At 64.2% G+C, this 24,196-nt stretch carries 22 protein-coding genes and 2 pseudogenes; 6 read left to right on the forward strand and 18 right to left on the reverse strand.

Translation table 11 applies throughout. The features are described from left to right. Nucleotides 1–19: 19 nt before the first annotated feature. The 11 genes and pseudogenes from EJ067_RS34480 to EJ067_RS07140 form a co-directional block, all read right to left on the reverse strand. Nucleotides 20–190, reverse strand: a complete 171-nt coding sequence (locus tag EJ067_RS34480; RefSeq protein ID WP_189510454.1) for a hypothetical protein — start codon at nt 188–190, stop codon at nt 20–22. Continuing rightward, nucleotides 165–530 (reverse strand): hypothetical protein, encoded by a 366-nt coding sequence (locus EJ067_RS07095; RefSeq protein WP_126085315.1) that lies wholly within the window; start codon nt 528–530, stop codon nt 165–167. The genes EJ067_RS34480 and EJ067_RS07095 overlap by 26 nt, the downstream gene beginning before the upstream one ends. After that, nucleotides 527–1,225 carry a hypothetical protein gene (locus EJ067_RS07100; protein WP_126085316.1) on the reverse strand — a complete coding sequence of 233 codons (699 nt, stop codon included), beginning with the start codon at nt 1,223–1,225 and terminating at the stop codon, nt 527–529. The genes EJ067_RS07095 and EJ067_RS07100 overlap by 4 nt, the downstream gene beginning before the upstream one ends. Further along, nucleotides 1,222–2,148 (reverse strand): IS1595 family transposase, encoded by a 927-nt coding sequence (locus tag EJ067_RS07105; RefSeq protein ID WP_126085317.1) that lies wholly within the window; start codon nt 2,146–2,148, stop codon nt 1,222–1,224. The genes EJ067_RS07100 and EJ067_RS07105 overlap by 4 nt, the downstream gene beginning before the upstream one ends. 96 nt (nt 2,149–2,244) lie before the next feature. After that, the gene (locus tag EJ067_RS07110) at nt 2,245–3,231 is read right to left on the reverse strand and encodes a 2-dehydropantoate 2-reductase (protein ID WP_126085318.1); all 987 of its coding nucleotides are present in this window, start codon (nt 3,229–3,231) and stop codon (nt 2,245–2,247) included. Further along, nucleotides 3,231–4,760, reverse strand: a complete 1,530-nt coding sequence (locus tag EJ067_RS07115; protein ID WP_126085319.1) for an acyl--CoA ligase — start codon at nt 4,758–4,760, stop codon at nt 3,231–3,233. Before EJ067_RS07115 ends, EJ067_RS07110 begins: the two co-directional genes overlap by 1 nt. Nucleotides 4,761–4,810: 50 nt before the next feature. After that, a pseudogene (gene ggt / locus EJ067_RS07120) lies at nt 4,811–6,398 on the reverse strand (gamma-glutamyltransferase). Between the two features lie 22 nt (nt 6,399–6,420). Continuing rightward, nucleotides 6,421–7,220 (reverse strand): annotated as a pseudogene (locus EJ067_RS07125) (ABC transporter permease). After that, nucleotides 7,217–8,140: an ABC transporter permease gene (locus EJ067_RS07130; protein WP_126085320.1), complete on the reverse strand. Its 924-nt coding sequence runs from the start codon at nt 8,138–8,140 to the stop codon at nt 7,217–7,219. The pseudogene EJ067_RS07125 and the gene EJ067_RS07130 overlap by 4 nt, the downstream one beginning before the upstream one ends. Continuing rightward, on the reverse strand, nt 8,137–9,216 hold the full coding sequence (locus EJ067_RS07135) for an ABC transporter ATP-binding protein (protein WP_126085321.1): 1,080 nt from the start codon (nt 9,214–9,216) through the stop codon (nt 8,137–8,139). The genes EJ067_RS07130 and EJ067_RS07135 overlap by 4 nt, the downstream gene beginning before the upstream one ends. 127 nt (nt 9,217–9,343) lie before the next feature. Next, on the reverse strand, nt 9,344–10,378 hold the full coding sequence (locus EJ067_RS07140; protein WP_189510712.1) for an ABC transporter substrate-binding protein: 1,035 nt from the start codon (nt 10,376–10,378) through the stop codon (nt 9,344–9,346). A gap of 237 nt (nt 10,379–10,615) precedes the next feature. Here EJ067_RS07140 and EJ067_RS07145 point away from each other — a divergent pair, with 237 nt between their 5' ends. After that, nucleotides 10,616–11,317 (forward strand): GntR family transcriptional regulator, encoded by a 702-nt coding sequence (locus EJ067_RS07145; protein WP_189510455.1) that lies wholly within the window; start codon nt 10,616–10,618, stop codon nt 11,315–11,317. A 121-nt stretch (nt 11,318–11,438) separates the two neighbouring features. Here the strand turns inward: EJ067_RS07145 and EJ067_RS07150 are convergent, their stop codons facing one another. The 6 genes from EJ067_RS07150 to EJ067_RS07175 all read right to left on the reverse strand — a co-directional run bounded on the left by EJ067_RS07150 (nt 11,439) and on the right by EJ067_RS07175 (nt 17,485). Continuing rightward, entirely contained in the window at nt 11,439–12,524 is a 1,086-nt protein-coding gene (locus tag EJ067_RS07150) for an ABC transporter ATP-binding protein (RefSeq protein ID WP_126085323.1), read from the reverse strand. After that, nucleotides 12,514–13,122, reverse strand: a complete 609-nt coding sequence (locus tag EJ067_RS07155) for a cupin domain-containing protein (RefSeq protein WP_126085324.1) — start codon at nt 13,120–13,122, stop codon at nt 12,514–12,516. Before EJ067_RS07155 ends, EJ067_RS07150 begins: the two co-directional genes overlap by 11 nt. A 207-nt stretch (nt 13,123–13,329) precedes the next feature. Further along, nucleotides 13,330–14,400, reverse strand: coding sequence for an ABC transporter substrate-binding protein (locus EJ067_RS07160; protein ID WP_126085325.1), 1,071 nt, complete (start codon nt 14,398–14,400; stop codon nt 13,330–13,332). Between the two features lie 29 nt (nt 14,401–14,429). Continuing rightward, nucleotides 14,430–15,251 carry an ABC transporter permease gene (locus EJ067_RS07165; RefSeq protein WP_126085326.1) on the reverse strand — a complete coding sequence of 274 codons (822 nt, stop codon included), beginning with the start codon at nt 15,249–15,251 and terminating at the stop codon, nt 14,430–14,432. Continuing rightward, on the reverse strand, nt 15,248–16,135 hold the full coding sequence (locus EJ067_RS07170) for an ABC transporter permease (RefSeq protein ID WP_126085327.1): 888 nt from the start codon (nt 16,133–16,135) through the stop codon (nt 15,248–15,250). Before EJ067_RS07170 ends, EJ067_RS07165 begins: the two co-directional genes overlap by 4 nt. Nucleotides 16,136–16,243: 108 nt before the next feature. After that, a complete protein-coding gene (locus tag EJ067_RS07175) occupies nt 16,244–17,485 on the reverse strand; it encodes an FAD-dependent oxidoreductase (RefSeq protein WP_245468190.1) in 1,242 nt (413 codons plus the stop codon). 239 nt (nt 17,486–17,724) lie between these two features. On the opposite strand from EJ067_RS07175, the gene EJ067_RS07180 reads away from it, so the two are divergent. The 5 genes from EJ067_RS07180 (at nt 17,725) to EJ067_RS07200 (ending at nt 23,192) form a co-directional block, all read left to right on the forward strand. Continuing rightward, nucleotides 17,725–18,882 (forward strand): fumarylacetoacetate hydrolase family protein, encoded by a 1,158-nt coding sequence (locus tag EJ067_RS07180; RefSeq protein ID WP_126085329.1) that lies wholly within the window; start codon nt 17,725–17,727, stop codon nt 18,880–18,882. 275 nt (nt 18,883–19,157) lie between these two features. Next, on the forward strand, nt 19,158–20,090 hold the full coding sequence (locus EJ067_RS07185; protein ID WP_126085330.1) for a substrate-binding domain-containing protein: 933 nt from the start codon (nt 19,158–19,160) through the stop codon (nt 20,088–20,090). Nucleotides 20,091–20,292: 202 nt separating this feature from the next. Further along, nucleotides 20,293–21,279 (forward strand): ABC transporter permease, encoded by a 987-nt coding sequence (locus tag EJ067_RS07190; RefSeq protein ID WP_126085331.1) that lies wholly within the window; start codon nt 20,293–20,295, stop codon nt 21,277–21,279. Between the two features lie 3 nt (nt 21,280–21,282). Beyond that, nucleotides 21,283–22,077 (forward strand): ATP-binding cassette domain-containing protein, encoded by a 795-nt coding sequence (locus EJ067_RS07195; RefSeq protein WP_126085332.1) that lies wholly within the window; start codon nt 21,283–21,285, stop codon nt 22,075–22,077. A gap of 92 nt (nt 22,078–22,169) precedes the next feature. Then, nucleotides 22,170–23,192 (forward strand): LacI family DNA-binding transcriptional regulator, encoded by a 1,023-nt coding sequence (locus EJ067_RS07200; protein WP_126085333.1) that lies wholly within the window; start codon nt 22,170–22,172, stop codon nt 23,190–23,192. Nucleotides 23,193–23,459: 267 nt separating this feature from the next. On the opposite strand, the gene EJ067_RS07205 is transcribed toward EJ067_RS07200, so the two are convergent. Next, nucleotides 23,460–24,050: a TetR/AcrR family transcriptional regulator gene (locus EJ067_RS07205; protein ID WP_126089525.1), complete on the reverse strand. Its 591-nt coding sequence runs from the start codon at nt 24,048–24,050 to the stop codon at nt 23,460–23,462. Between the last annotated feature and the right edge of the window lie 146 nt (nt 24,051–24,196).

The following is a 24,196-nucleotide window of genomic DNA, read 5'->3' on the forward strand; positions in this document are numbered from 1 at the left end:
TTACGCCGTCTTGTGGGTTTCATTTCTTTCGCTTCGGCTTTACAGCCGGCTTGTGTTTCGGGTCTGGCGGCGTTTTCGCCAGCTTGCCCATTAGAGCGTCGGCGGCGGACTTTTCATTATCCGCGCCAATCTCTTTCGCCACTCGAATGAATTCGGCGGACTGATCAGCTTGCTTCGTCTTGGGCTTCATTAAACATTCTCATCTGGTCGGCTGCGGCGGCCTTCTCACGCTTCGCCTTGCGGGCTTCTCGCTTGGGCTCTCCGTCCGCGATTTGCTGCTGCATTTTAACCAGCTTCGCGTCTTCCGTCGAAATCTCGCGTAGCGCACCCTTGCCTTCGTCCGGCCAAGCACACGGGACCACAAAGAAGCCCGGACTGGCTGTCCGAACATGCGCCAGGATCGTCGGCCACCAATGCAGCAACAAAGCGGCCTTACGGCAGAAGAGCCAATTGTCCCAGCGCTCTTTATGGAAAAGCTTGAAGACCCGCACCATGGCGGCTGGCATATTTTCATCAAAGGCGACCTTCAAGCCGCCTGCCGCAAGTCAGCCTCGAAGCGTACGGCTTCTCTAACTTGCTTTTCAGATATTTCGAACTGGTCCGCCACCACAACACAGCTTCCCTCCACCTTTACGGCATGGGCCAGCCTCTCTGTCGGTATATGGCTTTCCTGCAGAATTGGTCTTCCAAAAGAGAAGCGCGGATGAACGATAACGTTCGGGGCTGTTTCCTTTCGCGGATACCAAGCGACCATATTGCCGGCCGGGTCGAAAATAACATCCTCTTTCAGAGAAGGCATAACGATGATCGGCATCTCAAAGTTCTTGGTTTTCAGATCCTCATAAACGAGTTCGACGCCGTGCTTTCTGGAAATCGCCGCTACGATTTTCCTGCCATCAGTTTGGAACACAATACGCGTCGCAAAAGGATGCGGGTGAGCGAGGGTAGCTTTCGCCTCCTGCAAGATGGAGCGGATTTCGTTCAGACGTACTCCCTCGTTGGCAAACCTCGCAACGAAACGAAGCTCCATGAGATTGGTGAAATTGACCGCAACCTTTCCATTCACCAACCCAAGCTGGTTATCAATGACCGGCTGCTGGCGTCCCTTCTTGCCGTTCACCCAAACCCGCACAGACGCCTGGGGCGCTTCAACTAGCTCTGCGGTTTCAGGAACGGTGAATATTCCGCCGCCTAGCAAGTCGGGTTTTCGAGGATCGAACGTCACAGGACGCCTACCGACGAGTCCCGATATTTCAGACGCTTTCCAACGATGCCAGCCATAGCCTTGACCGTCCGGTTGTTGTCATCGACGCCAAGCGCGACGCGGTTACTGTAGCGGAAATCGAACTCCGCAAGATAGCGGTGAAGATGCTGCTCACCGCAATGTTGGTAAACACCCTTCATGCCGCGCTTGAAGATGCTGTAATAGCCTTCAACCGTGTTCGTATGGACATGGCCACGGCCATACTCTTGGTTCTTGTGGGTCACAAAATCATGAGAAGCGAATTCCGCTCCGACGCGCGGATACAGATTGCTCTCGTCGGTCATCAAAGCCGTTTCCTTGGCAATGTTGGCGCGCACGATCGGCACGACGCGAGCAACGGTAGCGCCATCCACATGAAAGGAACGCGCGATGCCGCCGCGTTCCACTAGCGTCAAAACAACGTTCTTGTGGCCGCCACCGCCGAAGCGCTTAGGCTGGCCCTTCAGCCGGCCAATGTAGGTTTCATCAACCTCGACCTGCTTCCCTTCACCGCCGATGGGAGAAAAGCCGCCGTCGCGCATCGCTTCGCGCAGACGATGGAACATGAACCAAGCGGTCTTGTACTGGACCTGTAGCGTGCGGTGCAGCTGATGGGCGCTGATGCCCTTCTTGCTGGACGCCAGAAGGTGCGCCGCCTGCCACCACTTATGCAGCGGAACGTGGCTGCTTTCGAACACCGTTCCGACCTTCACCGTGAACTGCTTCTTGCACTCCAAGCAGCGACGAAGGCCAGTGCGGGCAGTCGCGCCGGTCACGCGGGTAATGCGGTTCTGTTCGCAATTGCCGCACTTCGGGCAAACCGGACCCTCCGGCCACACAATCGCTTCCAACCGCTCGAAAGCGGCTTCTTCGTTGTGAAAGTGCGGTTCGGAAAGGACGCTCATAACCCGGATTCCTAGTGTGAAATCAAGGTATCAGCGTTTCCCGTGTTTGTAAAGTACATAATCGCCAAGGATAGTCTAGAACAAAACAGGAACATTCTACAAGGAAGAATAACATCCACGTTCGATCGCCAGGCGCCGCACCAGCGCCAGAACGCTGTCGATGGCCGGCGTCGGCTGGCCGGTCAGGCGGCCGAGTTCCTGCACGGCGCTCACCAACGCATCAATCTCCATCGGGCGGCCGCGCTCGAGATCCTGCAGCATCGAGGTCTTGTGCTCGCCGACATCGCCGGCGCCCTTGATGCGCCGGTCGACGGAAACGGGAAAACGCACGCCGAGGCTCTCGCCAATGGCCTGAGCCTCCAGCATCATGGCGTGGGCAAGCGCGCGCGTGCCTTGATCAGCGACGATGGCGGCGAGCGTGCTGCCGGTCAGCGCCGAGATCGGGTTGAAGGAGAGATTGCCCCAGAGCTTCACCCAGATCTCCGAGCGTATGTCCTCGCGGACCGGCGCCTGCAGCCCGGCCTTGACCAGTTCGCGCGCGAGTGCTGCGACACGCTCGCTCTTTTCGCCGGAAGGCTCGCCGAGCGAAAAGCGCGTGCCCTCGACATGACGGATCAGGCCGGGCGCATCGACCTCGACCGCCGGATAGACGACCGAGCCGATGACGCGCTTGGGCCCGATGCGCTGCCAGATCGTCCCGCCGGGATCGACCGCGTTCAGCCGCGTGCCTTCGAGCGCGCCGCGTGCCCTGTAGAAATACCACCAGGGCACGCCGTTCTGCATGGTGACGACGGCGGTCCCCTCGCCCAGCAGCGGCGCGATCTGGCCGAGCGCCGGCGCCAGCGAGTGCGCCTTCAACGCCAGCACGACATAGTCCTGCGCGCCGAGCTCTTCTGCCCGGGCCGCGGCCCTCACCCGTGTCGCTTGCTCCTTGCCGTCCTCGATCAGGCGAAGGCCGTTGGCCTCGATCGCTTCGAGATGCGCGCCGCGCGCCACGATCGACAGATCGACGTTGCCGGCGATCGCCAGCTTGGCGGCGAGATAGCCCCCGATGGCACCGGCGCCAAAGACTGTGATGCGCATCAGCCGAGACCGAGCTTTGCCGCAAGGCCGATGCGCTGCAACTTGCCGGTCGCGCCCTTCGGAATCTCGTCCAGGATCACCACCTTGCGCGGCACCTTGAAATCGGCGAGCCGCGTCGCGGCGAAGCCGCGAATATCGGCCTCGCTGGCGCTCTGGCCTTCGCGCAGCACGATCGCCGCCGCGACCTCTTCGCCGAGCTTGTCATGCGGCATGGCGAACGTGACGACCTGCGCCACCGCCGGATGGTCCATCAGCACGCCGTCGACCTCGAGCGGCGAGATCTTTTCGCCGCCGCGATTGATGATCTCCTTCAGCCGGCCGGTGACGCGCAGATAACCGTCCTCGTCGAGCACGCCCTGGTCGCCGGTGTGGAACCACCCATGCGCGAAGGCGCCGGCGTTGGCGTCGGGGTTCTTCTCGTAGCCGGCGGTCACGTTCGGCCCGCGAATAACGATCTCGCCGATCTCGCCGGCTGCGAGCAGCCGCCCGTCCGGCGCCATCACCGCCACTTCCGGCCCGGCCGACGCGCCGACGCTGCCCGGCTTGCGCAGGCCGGGCGGCAGGCGGTTGGAGGCCATCTGGTGCGCGGCTTCCGTCATACCGTAGGACTCAACCACCGGGCAGCCGAAGGTGGATTCCAGCTCGGCCATCACCTGCGCCGGGAGCGACGCCGACGACGAGCGGATGAAGCGCAGCTTCGCCTGGGCCAGTTGCTCGGGATTGCGCGCGGCGCGCGGCAGGATCGCCTGATGCATGGTCGGCACCGCCGTGTACCAGCTCGGCTTCGCCTCGCTCAGCCACTGGAAGAAGCGCAGCGCGTTGAAGCCCGGCGTGCAGAACACGCTGCCGCCGGCGGCAAGCGAGGACAGCACCGCCGCAATCAGCCCGTGGATGTGAAACAAGGGCATGATGTTGAGGCAGCGGTCGGCAGCGCTGAGGCCGAGCGTTGCGCCGATATGCGCGGCCGAAGCGGCAAGATTGGCGTGGCTGAGCGGCACCAGTTTCGGACGCGACGTCGTGCCGGAAGTATGGAGCAGCAGCGCGACATCGCCGTCCTTGGCCAATCCGGACACGACAGGTGCTCCCGCCGAGTCGCCCTCGATCGTGAAGACGCCTGCCGGCGCGCCGTCCGGCACGACCAGCCGCAGCACGGAGATGCCTAGACGCCCGGCAACCTCGACCGCCGGCCCCGTCTCGTCCTTGCCGACGAGGATCGCCTTGACGCCGATGTCGCTCAGATAGAAATCGAGCTCGTCGGCGCGGTAGGCGGGATTGAGCGGCGCCGTGGAGGCGGCGGCGGCGATCGCGATGAAAGCCGTCGCCATCTCCGGGCCGTTCGGCAAAACAATAGCGACGCGGTCGCCGCGGCCGATGCCGAGCGCGTTGAGCCGAGCCACTGTCTCCTGGATCAGCCGGCGCAGCCTGCCATGCGAGAGAGCCGCCCGTTCGGGCGCAGCAATGGCCGGCGCGTCTTCGGCACCGGGCGCGAGACGATGGGCGAGGTCGATGGATTTTTCGCTTCTTGTCATGGTTCCAGACTATGTTTCGAACGGTCGGCCGATGTCCAGCAAAGGGCTGCTCAATATCCGAGCGCCAGGCCGTCCTTGCGCGGATCGGAGGCGCCGGTCAGGGTGCCTTTTTCCCAATCGATGAGCACTGCCCTGTCCGCCGCCAAGGGGATGGTCGGGCTCGACAACGCGGTGGCCACGGCGACGCAGGCCCTCGGTGGCGTCGGGACGCACGCTGCGCTCGGCCTCGACGACATCGTGGTTGTAGAAGACGCGCGCTGCGTCCAGCGCCTGCTGCGGGTCCATGCCGAAATCGATCATATTGGTCAAAAGATGCACGTGGCCGAAGGGCTGGTAGCCGCCGCCCATGACGCCGAACGGCATCACGGCGCGGCCGTTCCTGGTCATCATGCCCGGCATGATCGTGTGCATCGGCCGTTTGCCGGGCGCTATCGCGTTCGGGTGCTTCGCATCGAGGCGGAAGCTCGAGCCGCGGTTCTGCAGCACGACGCCCGTCTTCGGCCCGACGACGCCGCTGCCGAAGGAATAATAGGTCGAGTTGATGAAGCTCACCGCATTCAAGTCGCTATCGACGACGGTGATATAGACCGTGTCGCTGCCCGGCAGATCAAGACGCGGCAGATGCGTCATCGCGCGCTCGGGATCGATCGCAGCGCGCAGCCGGTCGGCATAGGCGCCGGAGAGCAGCGCGTTCACCGGAACGTCGACATGGTCCTGGTCGGCGAAAAATGCATCCCGGTCCTGGTAGGCCAGCCGTCCCGCCTCGATCTCCAGATGCAGGCGCTCGGCGCCATTCGGGTCGAGCGCGGCAAGGTCGAAGCCGGACAGCACATTGAGCATCAAGAGCGCGGTGAGCCCCTGATTGTTCGGTGGCATCTGGTGGATGTCATAGCCGCGATAGGAGGTGCCGATCGCAGTCCTGTAGTCGCCCCTCGTCGCGGCGAAGTCGTCCAGCGTATGCAGCCCGCCAAGCTGGCGAAGCCGTGCGACAATATCCTCGGCCACCGCGCCTTCATAGAAGCCGGCGCGACCTTTCCTGGCGATGATGCGCAGCGTCTCAGCCAGTTCCGGCTGGCGATGGACGTCGCCGGCCTTGGGAGGCTTGCCGCCCGGCAGGAAGATGCGCGTTGCCACCTCGTCGGCCGACAGATCGGTTTCCGGATCAGCCCAGTCGAAGGCGACCCGGTCGTGCACGACATAGCCTTCTTCGGCATAGCGGATGGCCGGCGCCAAAGCGTCGGCGATGCCCTTGCGGCCATGATCCTCCAGCAGCCGGCACCAGGCGTCGACGGCGCCGGGAACGGTGACCGCATGCGGGCCCTGCTTGGGAAGCTCGCTGAAACCGTTCTCGCGATACCAGTCGACCGTCGCGGCCTGGGGCGCGCGGCCCGAGCCGTTGAAAGCGATCACGTTGCCGTCGCCCTTCGGGCAATAGAGGACAAAACAGTCGCCGCCGATGCCGGTCGATTGCGGCTCGACCACGGCCTGCACCGCCGCGGCGCAGACGGCAGCGTCCATGGCGTTGCCGCCGGAGCGCAGAATGTCGATGGCGGCAAGTGTGGCGAGCGGATGCGAGGTCGCGGCCATGGCTTCGGTGGCGCGGACCGGCGAGCGGCCGGGAAACTGGAAATCACGCATGCGGTTCAGATTATCCCTGTATTCAACGTCCGCGGCCGAAAAGCTGGGCGGCGGACAACAAGACGATCGATAGCACGATCAGGCAAGTCGAAATGGCGGCAATCGTCGGGTCGATCTGATCGCGCAACGCATTGAACATGCGGCGCGTCAGCGTCGTCGTCTCGCCGCCCGAGATGAAGAGCGAGACCACCACCTCGTCGAAGGAAGTGATGAAGGCGAACAGCGCGCCCGAGACGATCGAGAAGCGCAGCTGCGGCAGGGTCACCTGGAAGAAGGCGGCGAAGCGTCCGGCGCCAAGGCTGCGCGCCACCATTTCCTGGCTCATGTCGTAGGAACGCAAGCCGGAAAGCACGGTGAGCACCACCAACGGCAGCGCCTGGACGGTGTGGGCGATGACGAGGCCGGTCAGCGTGTTGTTGAGGCCGATGCGCGCATAGAGGAAGAAGGTGCCGATGCCGATCAGGATGACCGGGATGATCAGCGATGCCGTCAGCAGCGCATTGATGGCGCCGGTCAGCCGCAGCGTGCCGGCATTGATGGCATAGGCCGCGGCGGTGCCGAGCGGCGTCGCCACGATCGCCGTATCACCGCTACCTTGACCGAGACGACGGTGGCGTCGCGCCATTCGACGGAGCCGAAGTAGGCCTCATACCAGCGCAACGACCATTGCTCGGGCGGGAACTGCAGCAGCGTCGAGCCGGAGAAGGACATGATGACGATGATCACCGAGGGGGCGATTAAAAACAGCATGACGAGGCCGCCCAGCAGATAGAGCCAGAGACGTTGCCAGTGCGACATGGGCAGGCTGTTTTGTGCGCTCATCGCCTGCTCCATACGCCGGTGGCGCGCGCGCCGAGCAGCCGCTGGAACAGGCCGAGCAGCGCCAGCGTGACGGCAAGCAGCACGACGCCGAGCGCCGCGCCCGCTCCCCAGTTGGAATAGAGGCTGGTCGCCTGCTCCATGCGCATGGCCCACATGATGACCTTGCCGCCGCCCATCAGCGCCGGCGTGACGAAGAAGCCGAGGCAAAGCACGAAGACGATGACCACGCCCGAGGCGAGGCCCGGCAGCGACAGCGGGAAGAAGATCTGGCGGAAGGTGGCCGCCGGGCTGGCGCCGAGATTCATGCCGGCACGCAGGCAGTCGACGTCGATCGTCTTCATCGAAGCGTAAAGCGGCAGCACCAGGAACGGCAGCATGATGTGCGTCATGCCGATGACAACGCCGGCGAAATTGTTGGCGAGCGGCAGCGGCTGGCCGATGATGCCGAGGTCGATCAGCCAGTTGTTGATCAGGCCCTTGCGCTGCAGGATGACCAGCCAGGCATAGGTGCGCACCAAGACCGAGGTCCAGAACGGCAGGATGACGAAAATCAGGCAGATCGAGGCCGCGCGGCGCGGCAGCTGCGACAGCATATAGGCCAGCGGATAGCCGAACAGCACGCAGGCGCCGGTGACGACGAAGGCCACTTTGAAGGTGGTGGCAAAGGTCTTGATGTAGGACGCCTGCTCGAAGAAGCGCGCATAGTTGGCGGCGCTGAGCTGACCGGTCTCGTCGAACAGCGACAGCCAGAACAGCCAGCCGATCGGCACGATGATGACGGCGAAGACCAGAAACAGCCCGGGCGACAGCAGCGCCAGCAGCCCCAGTGCCTGCCGCCGCGCATCGGCGCGCAGCGCGTCAGCGTTCAGCATGCCATCAGACTTGCCGGCATGGCCGAGGCTCGCGGATCCGACGCTCATTGGTCCGCCACCAGCACGACATCCTGCGCATCGATGCCGAGCGTGATCGGCTCGCCCGGCGCCGGCAGCTTCGCCAGCACGTCGGAGCGGCAATAGTCGCGCAGCGTCACCTGCCGGCCGTCGCGCAGCGTCGCGTAGCAGATGAAGCTGTCGCCCTGGTAGATGACATCGCCAACGGTCGCCGGCAGCATGTTGAGGCCCGACTGGTCCGTGTCGGCGATCAGCCGCAGCTTTTCCGGCCGCACCACCATCAGATGCGGACCGGCGGCCGGCGGCGGATCGTTCATGCGCAGCTTGCGGTCCTCATACCAGACGCTGCCGTTGCGGCATTCGACGGGGATGAAGTTGGATTCGCCGATGAAGCCGGCGACGAACTTCGTCTTCGGCTTGGCATAGAGCGCCTCGGGCTGGTCGATCTGCTCGATGCGGCCGGCATTCATGACCGCGATGCGGTCCGACATGGTGATCGCCTCGCGCTGGTCGTGGGTGACGTAGACGGTCGTCATGCCGAGCCGGCGGTGCAGGTTGCGCAGCTCGATCTGCATGTGCTCGCGCAGCCCCTTGTCGAGCGCCGAGAGCGGCTCGTCCATCAAGACGATGCGCGGCTCGAAGACGATGGCGCGCGCCAGCGCCACGCGCTGGCGCTGGCCGCCGGAAAGCTGGTCGACGCGGCGCTCGCCCAGCCCCTGCAGGCGCACGAGATCAAGCGCCTTCTCCACGCGCTCCCTGGTGTCGGCCACGGAGGCCCGCCGCTGCTTCAGCGGAAAGGCGACATTGTGGAAGACGTTCATGTGCGGGAACAGCGCATAATTCTGGAACACCATGCCGATGTTGCGCCTGTGCGGCGGCATGGTGATGATCTCCTCGCCACCGACCTTGATTGAGCCGGCATTGGCGCGAACAAAACCCGCCAGGATCATCAGCAGCGTCGTCTTTCCCGATCCCGAGGGACCGAGCAGCGTCAGGAATTCACCCGCGGCGACATCGAGGCTGAGATCGCTCAGGATGGAGAGCGAGCCGAAGCGCTTCTCGATACCGTGAATGCCGATGGGAAGCGCTGACGGCGCAAGAGACAAGAGCATCTCCTTCAACTCCGGAACATTGTCTGGAACGGAGCGACGCTTCGGCGCGCCGCTCCGGCAGTCTGTTGTTACCCAATTCCGGACGGAAAACCGCTGCGCACTTTTCCTGGAATTGCTTAGCCTATTGCTGGATCAGGTTGTTGAACTTCTCGGTCGCCTCGACGAGGGTGTCGCGCCAGAATTCGGGATCCTGCAGCACCTGCTTCTTGACGTTCTCGGGCGAGGAGTTGATGTCCTTGATCCGCTCCTGCGGGATCTTGCCGGTCTCGAAGGCCTTCTCGTTGGCCGGACCGTTGTCGACATAGAGCGGCAGGTTGGCCTGGAGATCCGGGCTGACGAACCTGGCCAGCGCCTTCATCGCAAGGTCCTTGTTCTTCGAACCCTTCGGGATGACCATGCAGTCGGCGGCGAGCACGCCCTGGTCGAAGGAGAAGCTTACCGGCGCGCCTTCCTTCTTCAAGGTGCCGGCGCGGCCGTTCCAGATGCTTGCCATATCGACCTCGCCATCCTTGACGAGTTGCATGGCCTGCGCGCCGGACGTCCACCAGGCGTCGATATGGCCCCGGACCTTGTCGACGGATTGCAGCGCGCCATCGATGTCGACCGGATAGACCTTGTCGATCGGAAGCCCCTTGGCGAGTGCCGCGACGCTCAGCGTTTCGGTCGCCTGGCTGCCGGAGAGGGCGCGGCGGCCCGGAAACTTCTCGACATCCCAGAAATCGGCCCAGGTCTTCGGTCCCTTGTCACCGAAAACATCGGTCCGGTAGATCAGCACCACGGAGGTGTAGGAGATGCCGACCCAGTCGTCATGGACAAGCTTCGGGTTGATGCCGCTCTTGTCGATGAGGTTGTAATCGAGCTTCTCGAACAGGCCTTCCTTGGAGCCGCGCGCGCATTCGTCGGCGCCAAGCTCGGTGATGTCCCATTTGACGGCGTTGCCGGTGACCTGCAGGCGCACGTCGTCCAGGCCGTTGGTGGTGTCCTGCTTGATGGTGATGCCAAGCTCCTTGGCCGTCGGATCGAAGAAGGCCTTGGTCTGCGCCTCCTGATAGGTGCCGCCCCATGAGGCGACGGTGATGGTGTCGGCGGCCGACGCCGGAACGGCGAACGAGGCCAGCAGGCCAGCGGCGGCCAGACCATAGATATGTGTCTTCATCATTATCGCTTCTCCAACCGGTGTTCCCATTATCATTGATTTGGTATGCGAGTTTGTATACAATTTTGAGTGTAATTCACCGGAAGCCGATGTCAACACGGGCTATGCGTTTTTTGGCAAAGATGAACGAAGGCGTCGGTTCGGAGCTTGGCCCTTGTCGGAAACCGTCCTGTTTCAAGCAGGAGCCAAAAGGCACTACAACTGCGAATCCATGACAGACCGTTGGAGGCGGGACGCTTGAGCAAGGAGAGAAAGAACACGCTGCGCGACTCGGTGTTCGAGAAGCTGAAGGCGATGATCATCACCGGTCAGATCCCGCCGGGCGGCCGCGTGACGGAAAACGAGATCGCCGAGCGCCTGAAGGTAAGCCGCACGCCGGTGCGCGAGGCCTTCAACCGGCTCGAACGCGACGGCTTGGTCATCGGCCGGCCGCGCCAGGGCTATATCGTTGCCGAGTTCAACCTGAACATGTTCCGCGAAGCCTTCGATATCCGCGAGCTGCTCGACGGGCGCGCGACCGAGCTGGCGGCGGCCAACGCCACCAGCGCCGACAAGGCAAGGCTGCGCGAGATGCTCGCCGAATGCGAGCGCCTGGCGGCGATCCCCGACCGCAGCACACGTGAGAAATTCGAGGAATTGCAGGTCGGCATCGACCTGCACCGGGTGATCGCCGAACTCAGCGGCAACGAGATGCTCCACGGCATGCTCTGCGGCATCCTCGACAAATGCCAGCAATATGTCTGGACGGAGCTTCTGTGGCTGGACGAATGGAAGATCACCCGCGAGGAGCATACCGGCATCGTCGACGCGATCTGCGCCGGCGATGTCGCTTTAGCCGGCGAGCGCGCTCGCGCGCATGTTCGCGGCTCGCGCGAGAACATCCTGCGCCTGCTGCAGGCCAAATCCGACTACCAGGGATTCTTCGCCAGGGCGTCCTGACCGGTCTTTAGAGCAATTCCAGGAAAAGTGTGTAACGGTTTTCCGTCGGGAATTTCGTAAAAACAAATACTTAGGGCGGTTCGGCGATTCTATGAATCGCTGAAACGCTCTAGACTAGCGGTCAGCTCGAAAGCACAGGGCAGTTGGCGCCACGCCGCAGGCTGATATGGGCCACGTCGCCGACGCTGAATTGAAAACCGTCGGCGCGGCGCGGCGCGTCGATGACGATCGAAGTCCCCTGCCCGAGCTCAGCATGGAGGCGCAGCGTGCGGCCGTGAAAGACGACGCCGCTCACCCTGGCCGGCGCGGTGCCGTCGGCGGCCACGGTGGCTGCCAGCAGATCCTCCGGCCGCACGCCGATCGTGCGCGTGTCGCCGGCGGCCGGCATCTCTCCGGTGTTGGAGACCGCCTCCAGCGGCAGCTCGCCGGCGGCGAAGCGCAGCCGCTCGCCGTCGCGTCCGAGAAAGCGCGACTGCAAGAGGTTCATCGTGCCGATGAAGGAGGCGACGAAGCGCGTCGCCGGCCGGTCGTACAGCGTTGCCGGCGGCGCGATCTGCTCGATGCGGCCCTTGTTCATGACGACGATGCGGTCGGAGATCGACAGCGCCTCGGTCTGGTCATGGGTGACCATCACGAAGGTGGTGCCGAGCCGCGATTGCAGCCGCTTCAGCTCGACCTGCATCTGCTCGCGCAGATGCGCATCGAGCGCCGACAGCGGCTCGTCGAGCAGAAGCACGCGCGGCTCGCAGACGATGGCGCGCGCGAGCGCGACGCGCTGGCGCTGGCCGCCGGAGAGCTCGGAGACGCGGGCGCCGAGCTTGTCGGCGAGGCCGACCATGTCGAGCGCCTCGCCGACACGCCTGGCCTGATCGGCGCCGGACAATTTGCGCAGCGAGAGGCCGAAGCCGACATTGGCGGCGACGTCCATATGCGGGAACAGCGCATAGTCCTGGAAGACGGTGTTCACCGGGCGGTCGAAGGGCCTCAAGCCGGTGATGTCGCGGCCCTCCAGCAGCACATTGCCGCTTGTCGGGCTCTCGAAGCCGGCGATGACGCGCAGGCTCGTCGTCTTGCCGCAGCCGGAGGGACCGAGCAGGGTCAGGAACTCGCCCGGCGCAATGTCGAGATCGACGGCTTCGAGACCGACAATGCCGCCTGGAAAAATCTTCGAGACTTTCTGCAGTCGAACGAGCGCATCAAGCGCCATCGCGCACCTCGGAGGGCTTGGTGGTGTTGACCCAAAGGATTTGGCAGCGTTCGGCGCAGGGGTTGCGGAAGGCATGCAGCAGCGTGCTCTTGAAAGCGAAGCTGTCGCCTGCCTTCAGCAGATAGGTCGTGGCATCCACCACCAGTTCGACCTCGCCCGTCAGCACGAAGCCGAACTCGTGGCCGGCATGGGCGTAGGCTTCCGCCGTGCCGCCGCCGGCCTCGACCGTCACCAGCATGCCGGTGAGCGCGGCAGCCGGCGGCGACAGCAGCGCCTTGGCGATACCCTCGGATTTCACCGGAATCTGTCGCCGCTTGTCGGCGCGCACGCAATAGAGGTCGTTGACGGCATCATTGCCGTCGGCGATCAGCGCCGAGGGCTCGATGTCGAGGGCGGCGGCGAGCGGCCAGATCACCTTGACGCGGAGCGAGGACATGCCGCGCTCGATCTGGCTGAGCGCGCCGATGGAAATGCCGGCCTTGGCGGCAAGCTCGGCCAGCGACAGCTTGCGCTCCAACCTCAGCGCCCGCACGCGCCGGCCGACGCGGACGTCGGCATCGTCCTTCGGTTTCTCCGCGGCTTCGTCAAAAACGTCCATGCAGCAGTCCTCGCTAGTCTTCGTCGGCGCGGCGCAGCCCCGCCAGGCTCCCCTTCTCCCCTTGTGGGAGAAGGTGTCGCCGAAGGCGACGGATGAGGGGTGCTCCAGCTTGGCAGGGACGGCGATCCGTCCAACACCCCTCATCCGTCTCGGCGCTGCGCGCCGATCCACCTTCTCCCACAAGGGGAGAAGGGGAGTCCGCTACGCTCACCCGCCGGCCTTCACCTTCTCGAACATCTTCGCCACATCGTCATTCTGCTTCATCGGGCCGGTGAAGATGGTGCTCTTCAGCATCACGTCCGGATCGGCCGGCAATTGCAGCTTTTCCAGCTCGTCCTTCGACACGCCGGCGAAGGCGGTCGCGAGCGAGCTGCCATAGCCATACGACTGGATCAGGTATTTGCCGGAGTCGGCATCGAGCCGGCTGTTGATGAAGTCATAGGCGAGGTCGACGTTCTTGGCGTCCTTCAGCATAACGAAGCCGCAGGCCCAGGTCAGCATGCCTTCCTTCGGCTTCATGAATTCGACCGGCACGCCCTGTTTCTTGAGCGAGGTGGCCGACGCGTTCCAGGTCATTGCGGCGACCAGCTGGCCACTGGCCAAGGCCTGCTCGACCGAGGTCATGTCGGTGGTGTAGCTCGACAGCAGCGGCCGCTGCTCGCGCAGTTTCGCGGCGACCTTCTCCATCTGCTCCGGCGTCATGTCGAACGGGTTCACGCCCGCCAGCAGCGCGGCGACGATCGGCGTGTCATGCACGGCGTCGATGGTCGCCATGCGGCCGGCATATTGCTTGTCCCACAGAAGGTTCCAACTCGCCTCGGGGTCCTTGACCAGGTCGGTGCGGTAGAGGATCGAGGTGTTGCCCCAGTCCCACGGCACCATCCACACCTTGCCGTCGCCGGCCTGCAGGTCGGGCAGGTTCTTGAACACCGGGAAGATCGAATCCCAGTTCTTGATGCGCTTGGTGTCGATCGGCTGCAGCAGGCCTTCCTTGTTCCAGCGCGCCACCTTGTCGTAGCAGGGATGCGCGATGTCGGGCCGGAAGCCGGCCTTGACCTTGGTGAAGGCGTCGTCATCGTCGCCGAAGATCGTCGCCTCGACGCCGTCCGGATGCGCGGCGAGGAAGCTCTTGTTGAAGTCCGGCAACTCGTAGCCCGACCAGGTGAAGTATTGCAGCTTGTCGGCGGCAACAGCGACCGTCGACGACAGCGCCAAGGCCAAGGCGGCAAGGCCGGCGCGGGCCTTCAGTCCAGTGATCGATTTCAGGTGGAATGTCATTTTCGTTCTCCTCTCTCTCTTGTTGTGGTTCAGGCTGGATTGCGACGCGCCGCGCCGAGGCCGCGGTGGCGCAGGAGCTCGGCGAGCGCGGCGATGATGAAGGACACGGTGAGGATCACCGTGCCCAGCGCCATCACGGTCGGCAGCGAGCGCGGGAAGCGCAGCTGGCTCCAGATGTAGAGCGGCAGCGTCGGCTCGGTGCCGGCGAGGAAGAAGACGACGATGAACTCGTCGAAGGAGGTGAGGAAAGCGAGCATGAAGGCCGACAGCACGGCCGGCGCACTCAGCGGCAGCATGACGCGCCTGAATGTCGTCCAGTCGGAGGCGCCAAGATCGAGCGCCGCCTCGCGGATGGTCTTCGGGATGGCGGCGAAGCGGCTGCGCATCACCACCACCGTCGTCGGCAGCGCCACCAGGATATGGCCGAGCACGATGGCGATGCGCGACGGCCCCAGCCCGATGAGGTTGACCAGGATCAAGAGCGAAATGCCGACGATGACGCCGGGGATCAGGATCGGCAGCCGGGCTACGGCGCTGATGGTGGCGGCAAGCGGCGAGCGGCCGTAGAGGTCCATGTAGGAGACGGTGATGCCGCAGAGCGTTGCGCCCGATGCGGCGATGACGCCGATGATCAGGCTGTTCGCCAAGGCGCCGGAGAGCGCCGGATTGCCGTAGAGCGTCTCATACCAGCCGAGCGTGAAACCCTGCAGCGGAAATGCCGCCTGGATGGAATCGTTGAAGGAAAACAGCGGGATCAAAAGGATCGGCAGATAGAGGAAGACGAGATAGGCAAGCACATAGAGGCCGAGCCAGCGGCCGCCTGCATTTGCCCCTTTGCGCGCGCTGCTCATGTACGGCTGCCAAACCTGCGGTCGGTGCCGCGCACGACCAGCACCACGCACAGGATGACCAGCATGACGCAGACCGAGAGCGCGGCGCCGAAGGGCCAGTCATTGGCCTTGCCGAACTGCGACTGGATGAGCGTGCCGATCATGGTGCTGGCCGGGCCGCCGACCATGGCCGGCGTGACATAGTCGCCGACGGTCGGCACGAAGACGACCAGCGCCGCCGCCAGCACGCCCGGCATCGAGTTGGGCAGCACGACGCGGCGGAAGCTGGTGAAGGGTCGCGCGCCGAGATCGGAGGCGGCTTCGAGCAGCGATTTCGGGATGGTGTCCAGCGCCACGTAGATCGGCAGGATGGCGAAGGGCGCGTAGGCGTGCGCCAGCGTCACCACGACCGCTGCCGGCGTGTTGAGGAAGGCCAGCGTCGGTTCCGACCAGAGGCCGCTTTCGATGAAGGCCGAATTCAGCACGCCGTTATAGGCAAGCACGATCTTCCAGGCGAAGACGCGGAGCAGATAGCTGGTCCAGAACGGCAGCGTGACCAGGAAGAGCAGCAGATTGCGCCGACGCCCGGCATGGAAGGCGAGGTAGTAGGCGACGGGATAGGCGGTCACAACGGTCGCAAGCGTGACAAGGCCGGCGATCACCAGCGAGCGCAGCGTCACCGTCCAGTAGAGCGGATCGGTGGCCACGGTGACGAAATTCTCCGCCGTCAGGCCGGCGCCGAGCAGGGAGCCGTCATTGCTCCTGAAGGCGAGCAAGAGCACCAGGCCGAGCGCGAACAGGATCAGGAAGAAGGTGACCAGCCCGCCGGGCACCAGCATGGCGAAGCGGAAGACCGGCGAGATGCGGGTTTCCGGCGATGGCCGCGCTGCAACGATGGTCGACATTTTATTGCCTACTGGGCAGCTGCCCATCGATTTTTGAAATCAGCTAATTCTTTTTCATATTTGTGAAACCGTCAAGCTGAATCGCTTGTGCGCCGCACGCGGTCGCCATCAGGGCTCGAATGCGTCGAGCATCCGGTACCAGGTGATCGTGGCGGCGACGCCGATCTGGCGGAAGGCGTGGAACGGGATCGGTCGGACCGGCGACAACGGGAATGGCAATTCCCCGACATCGCCATTCGCCAGGTAGTTCGCCATGCGCTTGCCAAGCGCGCTCATCAGCCCGACGCCCCTGCCCTGGCAGCCGACGACGGCAAGCAGGCCCTTTTCCGGCTCATGCAGGTGCGGAAGATGGTCCGGCGTTATCGCCACGCGGCCGAACCAGCGCTTGTCGATGGCGATGCCGGCAAGCACCGGATAGAGGCGAGTGAGCGCGCGCTCGAGATGCGCCCAGTCCGCGGCGCTGGACGGCAGCGCCATGCGCCCGCGGCCGCCGAGCACCAGCCGGCCGTCCGCGCTCTTGCGGTAGTAGACGAGAATGCGACGGGAGTCCGAGACGGCCTGGCCGCCGGGCAGGATCGTGGAAGCAAGCCCGGCCGGCAGCGGCGCGGTGGCGATCTGGAAAGAGTGCAGCGGCACGATGGTCCGGGCGAGGCCGGGAAGCAGGCCATCCGTATAGGCATTGGTGGCAAGCACGACCGACTTGGCGCGCAATTCGGCACCGCCTTGCACCGATACCCGCCAGATGCCTGCTTCCCTGCTGAGCTTCACCACCTTCTGCCCCTCGGCGATCCTGGCACCGGCCGCCGAGGCGATGCGCGCCAGCTCCAGCGTGTAGGACAGTGGATCGATGACGCCGGCGCGACGGTCGAGCCAGCCGCCGAGATAGCCCTTGGCGCCGGTCATGGCAGCGATCTCGACCCGGTCGAGCAGCTTGACGTCGGCGCCGCGCCCCCGCCATTGCCGGTCGCGATTGGCGGCAGCCTTCAACGCGGTCTCGGTGTGCGCCGCCTGGATCCAGCCGTTGCGCGTGAACGGCACCGCGAGCTGCTCGTCGCGGATGAGGTCGAACACGGCATCGGCCGTCGAGGCGGCGAAGTCGACCAGGGCCCCGCCGCGCTCCGTACCGAAATGCCCGATCAGCCATTCCGGATCATATTTGAGGCCGGGAATGACCTGGCCGCCATTGAGGCCGGAAGCGCCCTGCCCGATCGCGCCAGCATCCAGCACCTGCACCGAAAGACCGGCACGGGCCGCATGCAAGGCGGTCGACAGGCCCATGATGCCGCCGCCGACGATGACCGCGTCGAGCGTGCCGCCGCCTGATAGCCCGGGCTGGAACGCCGGGGCCATTTTGGGCTTCTGCCAGATCGGATCGGAAAAGGCTGCGGGCAAGCGTTCACCTGAGGCGCTGGAGCTTCGTGAAAATCCTATTGCTGATTTCACAAACTTGAAAGAGCGCTCGATAGGCCAGTCCACCCTTGGCTATGTGACAGCATGCCTGTAGCCCATAACCTTGCCATAGACGGGATAGACGTTTCGGCGAAATCGGGGAAAAGTGCCGCGCGCGAAAAATCAAGAGGACCGACACCATGACCGACCCGACCCGTCTCCCGGCCGATGGCCTTTTCGTCGGCCGCGCCAGAACCAGCGATGCCTCCCATCCGCTGGTGGTCACGGTGCGCGGCGGCCAGGTGATCGACATCACCTCGAGCGCGGCGCCCACGGTGCGCGACGTCTGCGAGCTGAAGGACCCGGCGGGCCACGTGCGCTCGGCCAAGGGCAAGGCGATCGGCGCGCTGGAAGACATCGCGGCGAACAGCTTCGAGGCCGGGCGCGATGCAAAGAAGCCGATCCTGCTTTCGCCCGTCGACCTGCAAGCGGTGAAGGCTTCAGGCGTCACCTTCGTCGTCAGCCTGCTCGAGCGCGTCATCGAGGAGCAGGCGCGCGGCTCGGCCGAGAAGGCCGACGCCATCCGCGCCGACATTGCCGGGCTGATCGGCCATGACCTCTCGAAGCTGAAGCCCGGCTCGCCCGAGGCGATGGAGATCAAGGCCAAGCTCATCCAGCGCGGGGCCTGGTCGCAATATCTGGAAGTGGGCATCGGCCCCGACGCCGAGATCTTCACCAAGTGCCAGCCCATGGCCTCCGTCGGCTTCGGCGCCGATGTCGGCCTGCATCCGGTCTCCACCTGGAACAATCCGGAGCCGGAGATCGCCATGATCGCCGACAGCTCGGGCCGCATCGTGGGCGCCACGCTCGGCAACGACGTCAACCTGCGCGACGTCGAGGGCCGGTCGGCGCTGCTGCTCGGCAAGGCCAAGGACAACAATGCTTCCGCATCGCTCGGCCCCTTCATCCGGCTCTTCGACGAGACCTTTTCTATCGCCGACGTGAAGCGCGCGACGGTGCGGCTCGGCGTCGAGGGCGAGGATGGATTTTCGCTGGAGGGCGCAAGCTCGATGGCCGAAATCAGCCGCTCGCCGGAAGAGCTGGTCAAGGCCGCGATGGGGCCGCATCACCAGTATCCGGACGGGCTGGCGCTCTATCTCGGCACCATGTTCGTGCCGTCGAAGGATCGCGGCGAGAAGGGCAAGGGCTTTACCCACAAGGTCGGCGATTTGGTCACCATCTCGTCCGAAAAACTCGGTGCCCTGGTCAATCGCGTGCGGCTGTCGCCGGACTGCCCGCACTGGACCTACGGCGCCAGCCATCTGATGCGCGATCTCGCCCGGGCCGATCTCATCTAGCGGATCAAAGCGGCAACACGCTTGTGCCCATCACGACAGGCTGATGGGGCGCAACGGCGAGGGTTTGCCCGCAAAATATCACCGCAACTGATGCAATCTGATGGGTTCGCTGATGGCGTGCGCGGCCGTGCCAACATCCATTGGCGGCGGAGGCTTGCCATCGGCCGAAAAAGGGAATGCTCTTAACGTTTCCGGTCGGCGCTGGCGGGGGATGCGGTTCCCGGACTGCATCGCGCTTGATGTAGAGGAGAGATTTCAACATGGGAGGAAATCGAATGCTTTCGAGGCTGAGACTGCTCGTGCTTGGCTTGATCGCAGCGCTCGCCATTCCGGCGATGGCTGAGGCCAAGACGTTCTACTGGATTTCGCATGGCGGCCCGGCCGATCCGGTCTGGACCTATTTCCTGGCCGGCGCCAAGCAATGGGCAAGCGACACCGGCAGCAAGGTAAACACCTCGTTCCACAATGGCGACGTCGCATCGCAGCAGGAGGCTGTGCGCGCCGCCATCTCGGCCAAGGCCGACGGCATCGTCACCACCAGCCCCGATCCGGGGAGCTTGGTTGAAATCGTCAAGGAGGCCCGCGCGGCCAACATCCCGATCATCAACTTCAACACGCCCGATCCGAAGGCGAACTTCAATGCCTATGTCGGCGGCGACAACGTCACCTTCGGCAAGCACTGGGCGCAGTACCTGGTCGACAAGGGCCTGGTGAAGAAGGGCGACTTCGTTTGGATGCCGGTCGAGGTGCCCGGCGCCACTTACGGCGTGCAGGAAGAGGAAGGCATCAAGAGCGTGTTCGAGCCGCTCGGCATCACCTATGAGGTGACCGAGGCGACGCTCGACCAGGCCGAGGTGATCAACCGCATGGTCGACTATCTCACCGCGCACAAGGGCAAGGTCAAGGCGATCATCGGCCTCGGCGACCTCGTCACCGGCTCGATCAAGCGCGTGTTCGACCAGGTCGGCGTCAAGCCGGGCGAAATCCCGGTCGTCGGTTGGGGCAACTCGCTCGACACCACCCAGGAAGTGCTGAACGGCTATGTCAACGCCGCGCAGTGGCAGGACCCGCAGGCCACAAGCTATGTGGCGCTGTCGCTTGCCGCGATGGCGTCGGCCGGCATTCCTCCGGGCTTCAACGTGATCACCGGCGCGCTCTACGAAAAGGACACCGCCGGCGTCTACGACAAGATCCTGTCCGGCAAGTAATCCGCGACCGAATGGCGTGGCCGCCTCGGCCACGCCATTCCTTTCGCCGGCCTGCCCACGCGCGGGCCTAAAGCATGTCTCCCGAAAGTGGGAACCGGTTTCGGGACAAAGACATGCGTAAAATCAAGAATCTAAAGCGCGTGGCGCGAATCCGAAAGATCGCGACGCGCTTTTAGCCAAGTTCATCCACGTCGCGGGCTCAATGGAAAACCGTTCCTTCATCCAGAGTTTCATCGCGCGGCCGGAATTCGGCCCGCTGGTGCTGCTCGTCGTCGAACTCGTCGTCTTCTGGGCCATCAATCCGGATTTTCTATCGCCGCAGAACATCTCCAACATCCTCGCCTTCACCGTAGAGCTCGGCCTGATCGCGCTGGCGATGACCTTGCTGATGACATCGGGCGAATTCGACCTTTCGGTCGGCTCGCTGTTCGGTTTCTCGCCGGTGCTGATGTGGACGCTTTTCAACGGCGACGTCACCTCGCTGGAGATGGGCTTCGTCATCGCGCTAATGGTCGCGGCCTTGATCGGGCTGGTCAACGGCTGCTTCGTCACCCAACTCAAGATCCCATCCTTCCTGGTCACGCTCGGCATGCTGCTCGTCGTGCGCGGCACCGCGCTGTTCGTCACCGACGGCTTTCCGCAGCGCACCTGGAGCGCCGAAGGCAGCTGGCTTGCCGACATCCTGGTCGGCGACTTCTATATCGGCCCATTCCGCGTCTACGCCTCGCTGTTCTGGTTCATCGGCGCTGCGATCGTGCTCGGCTACGTGCTGACGCAAAGCCGCACCGGCAACTGGATCCAGGCGGCCGGCGGCAACCCCAATGCGGCGCGTGCGCGCGGCGTCAACGTCAGCCGCGTCAAGGTCGGCCTGTTCATCCTGTCGGCGGTGATGGCCTCGCTTGCCGGCGTGATCTCGTCGCTGCGCACCTCTGCGGCCAATCCCAACAGCGGCACCGGCTACGAGCTCGAGGTCATCGCCATGGTGGTGATCGGCGGCACGGCGCTGACCGGCGGACGCGGCACCATCATCGGCACCGTGCTCGGCATCCTGATCCTGCGCGTCATGCGCAACGGCATCGTGCTGATCGGCGTGCCGGGGCTCGCCTACAACATCTTCATCGGCGCGATCATCCTCGGCATGATGGCGCTGCACTCATGGCTCGAACGCCGGCACCAGGCAGGGACGTGAACCATGGCCGAACCGCTCATCCGCATGACGAACATCCGCAAGTCCTACGGACGCGTGCAGGCGCTTGTGGATGCCAACTTCCACGTCAACGAAAGAGAGATCGTCGGCCTGCTCGGCGACAACGGCGCCGGCAAGTCGACGCTGATCAAAGTGCTGTCGGGCGCGGTGCCGCTGGCCAGCGGCGACATCTTCGTGCGCGGCAAGAAGGTGGATTTCCGCAGCACAAGCGACGCCATAGCGCATGGCATCGAGACCATCTACCAGGACTCGGCACTGGTCACGCAGCTGTCGATCGCGCGCAACCTGTTTCTCGGCCGCGAGCCGATCAAGCCGCCGCGCTTTCTGAACCGCATGGACCAGGAGGCGATGAACAGGGTGGCGCGCGACCTGCTCAAGCAGGTGGGCATCTCGAAGAACATCCCGCCGACGACGCCGATCGGCTCGCTGTCGGGCGGCGAGCGGCAGGCGGTGGCGATCGCGCGCGCCATGCATTTCGACAGCGACCTGATCATCCTCGACGAGCCGACCAACAATCTCGGCGTCGCCGAGACGCAAGGGGTCTTGAGCTTCGTGCGCAGCGCGCGCGACTCAGGCCATTCCTGCATCTTCATCGCCCACAACATCCACCACGTCTTCCAGGTGGTCGACCGCATCGTGGTGATGCGCCGCGGCAAGGTGGTGGCCGACGACATCGATCCGAAAAAGACCACCGTCGCCGAGGTCGAGCGGATCATCACCGGCATGTCGGACAAGGAGATCCGCGATGCGATTTCCGACGGCCCGCAGCCGCATGGCTGATTTGCCCGACGTTGATTCGGCCCGACGTTTGATTTGGCCTGACATCTGATTTGGCCTGACAGGGACTCGCATCCCATCCTATGACTGGACCCATGAAAGCCACCGTAGCCGACATCGCCAGGAGCTGCGGCCTGTCGACCGCGACCGTCGACCGGGTGCTGAACAATCGGCCGGGGGCGAGCGCGGCCAACCGGCAGCGGGTGATGGAAGCGGCGAAGCAGCTCGGCTACCTGCCGACCCTCGACCAGGTCGTGCTGCCGTCGAAGCCGGCGCATCTGGAGTTTTTCCTGCCGATCGGCAGCAACGCCTTCATGGCCGATCTCGCCCATCACATCGAGGACTATGCCCAGCGCCTGCCGCTGGTCGCCTCCTGCCGCATCCACAACCTTGCCGGCATCTCACCCGGCGCGCTGCAGGGCGCGGTCGAAAACCTGTCGTTGAAAGCCAATGGGGTGGGCGTCATCGCCGTCGACCACCCGCGCACGCGCAACATCCTGCGCGAGCTGGTCGAGGCCGGCATCCGGCTGGTGACGCTGGTCTCCGACGTGCCGGCAGCACCCCGCTCGGCCTATGTCGGCATCGACAACCGGGTCGCCGGACGCACCGCCGCGCTGCTGATGGGCCGCTTCCTCGGCGGCCGGACCGGGCATCTGGCGATGGTCGTCGGCTCGCGCTCCTATCGCGGCCATGAGGAGCGCGAGATGGGTTTCCGCTCGGTGCTGAGCGAGGAGTTTCCCAGCCTCACCGTCTCCAGCGCCGTCGAGATCAACGACGAGCCCGACGCCAGCTACAGCGCGACGATGAAGGCGCTGCACAACGAGCCTGAGCTGCTCGGCATCTATTGCGTCGGCGCGGGACGCTCGGGCGTGGCGAGGGCCTTGCTGGAAGCCAGGCCGCGCCGGAAGCCGGTGTTCATCTGCCATGACCTGACCAAGGAGACGCGCCGCTATCTCGTCGACGATCTCGCCGACGTCGTCATCGACCAGAATGCGCGGCTGATTGCCGAACAAGCGGTGATCCGCCTGCTCGGCTCGATCGCGTCATCGGCGCCGTACCTGACGAAGAAATTTATCGAGCCGCGGCTGATCTTCAAGGAAAACGTGCCGGTTCAATGAGTTAGCACGCCGAGGCGAAGCGTCTTTGTCCGGATTTGTCGGATGATTGGCGGGCGGTGCGGCAAAACTGCACACCAGCTATGCAAGTTTTATGGTTGCCGAATCGTTGAGCAAATCGTAATTGTTGCGGTGTCGGATGTCTTCCTCCTCCCAGACACCGACGGTGAATACGGTACACCTCCTCCCGTGCCGTATTCGAAATCGAGCCCGCTGCCTCCTCCTCCCGGCAGCGGGCTTTTCTTTTGCCCGCGTGGAAAATCGGAATGGCTACGCAGCGCCCTGCGCCCTAAACGACGCGATAAGCCCTTCCGCCATGCGCACGAACTGCGCGCTCGGGCCTTCGGCGCCGACGCTCTGCATCGAGACGCGCGCGCCTTCGAGCAGCAACGACAGCGTGTCGGCGAGCAACTCCGCCTGGCCGACGCCGGCGTCGCGGCAGAGCGCCACGAGCTTTTCGCGCTGGGCTTCCTTGAGTTCCTTGATGACGCGCCTGGCCGGGTGATCGGTCTCGCTGAGCTCGACGGCGGCATTGGCCATGTCGCAACCGCGGCTGTCGGCGCTGAGCATTTGCGACACCTTGCGGACCCAGGCATGCAGTTGCGCGAGCTTGTCGCCGGGATGCTGGGCCTCGAACTCGTCCCATATCCTCGAAGCCTTCGCCGCAGTGGCGCGCAGGCATTCGATGATCAGATCGTCCTTGGATTCGAAGTGACGATAGAGCGTCATCTTGTTGGTGCCGGCGGCCTCGGTGATGGCGTCGACGCCCACGCCCTTGATACCGTGCTTGTGGAACATGTCCTGCGCCGTCTCCAGGATCCGATCCCGGGGGCGAGTGCGCTCCACGACGCCGTCTGTCATCATGCTCTCCTTTCGTTTCCAAAAAACCCTCGGCCACCTCTTGACTAGGGTGTTACCGGTCTGTAACTTTTAAATGTTACTTACTGGTAACACCTATATCGCTCGCCGTCAAACGACAAGGCCCACAGATAGCCTGCCAGAGTGAG

The sequence above is a fragment of the Mesorhizobium sp. M1D.F.Ca.ET.043.01.1.1 genome, assembly GCF_003952385.1.
In the GTDB taxonomy this organism is placed as follows: Bacteria; Pseudomonadota; Alphaproteobacteria; order Rhizobiales; family Rhizobiaceae; genus Mesorhizobium.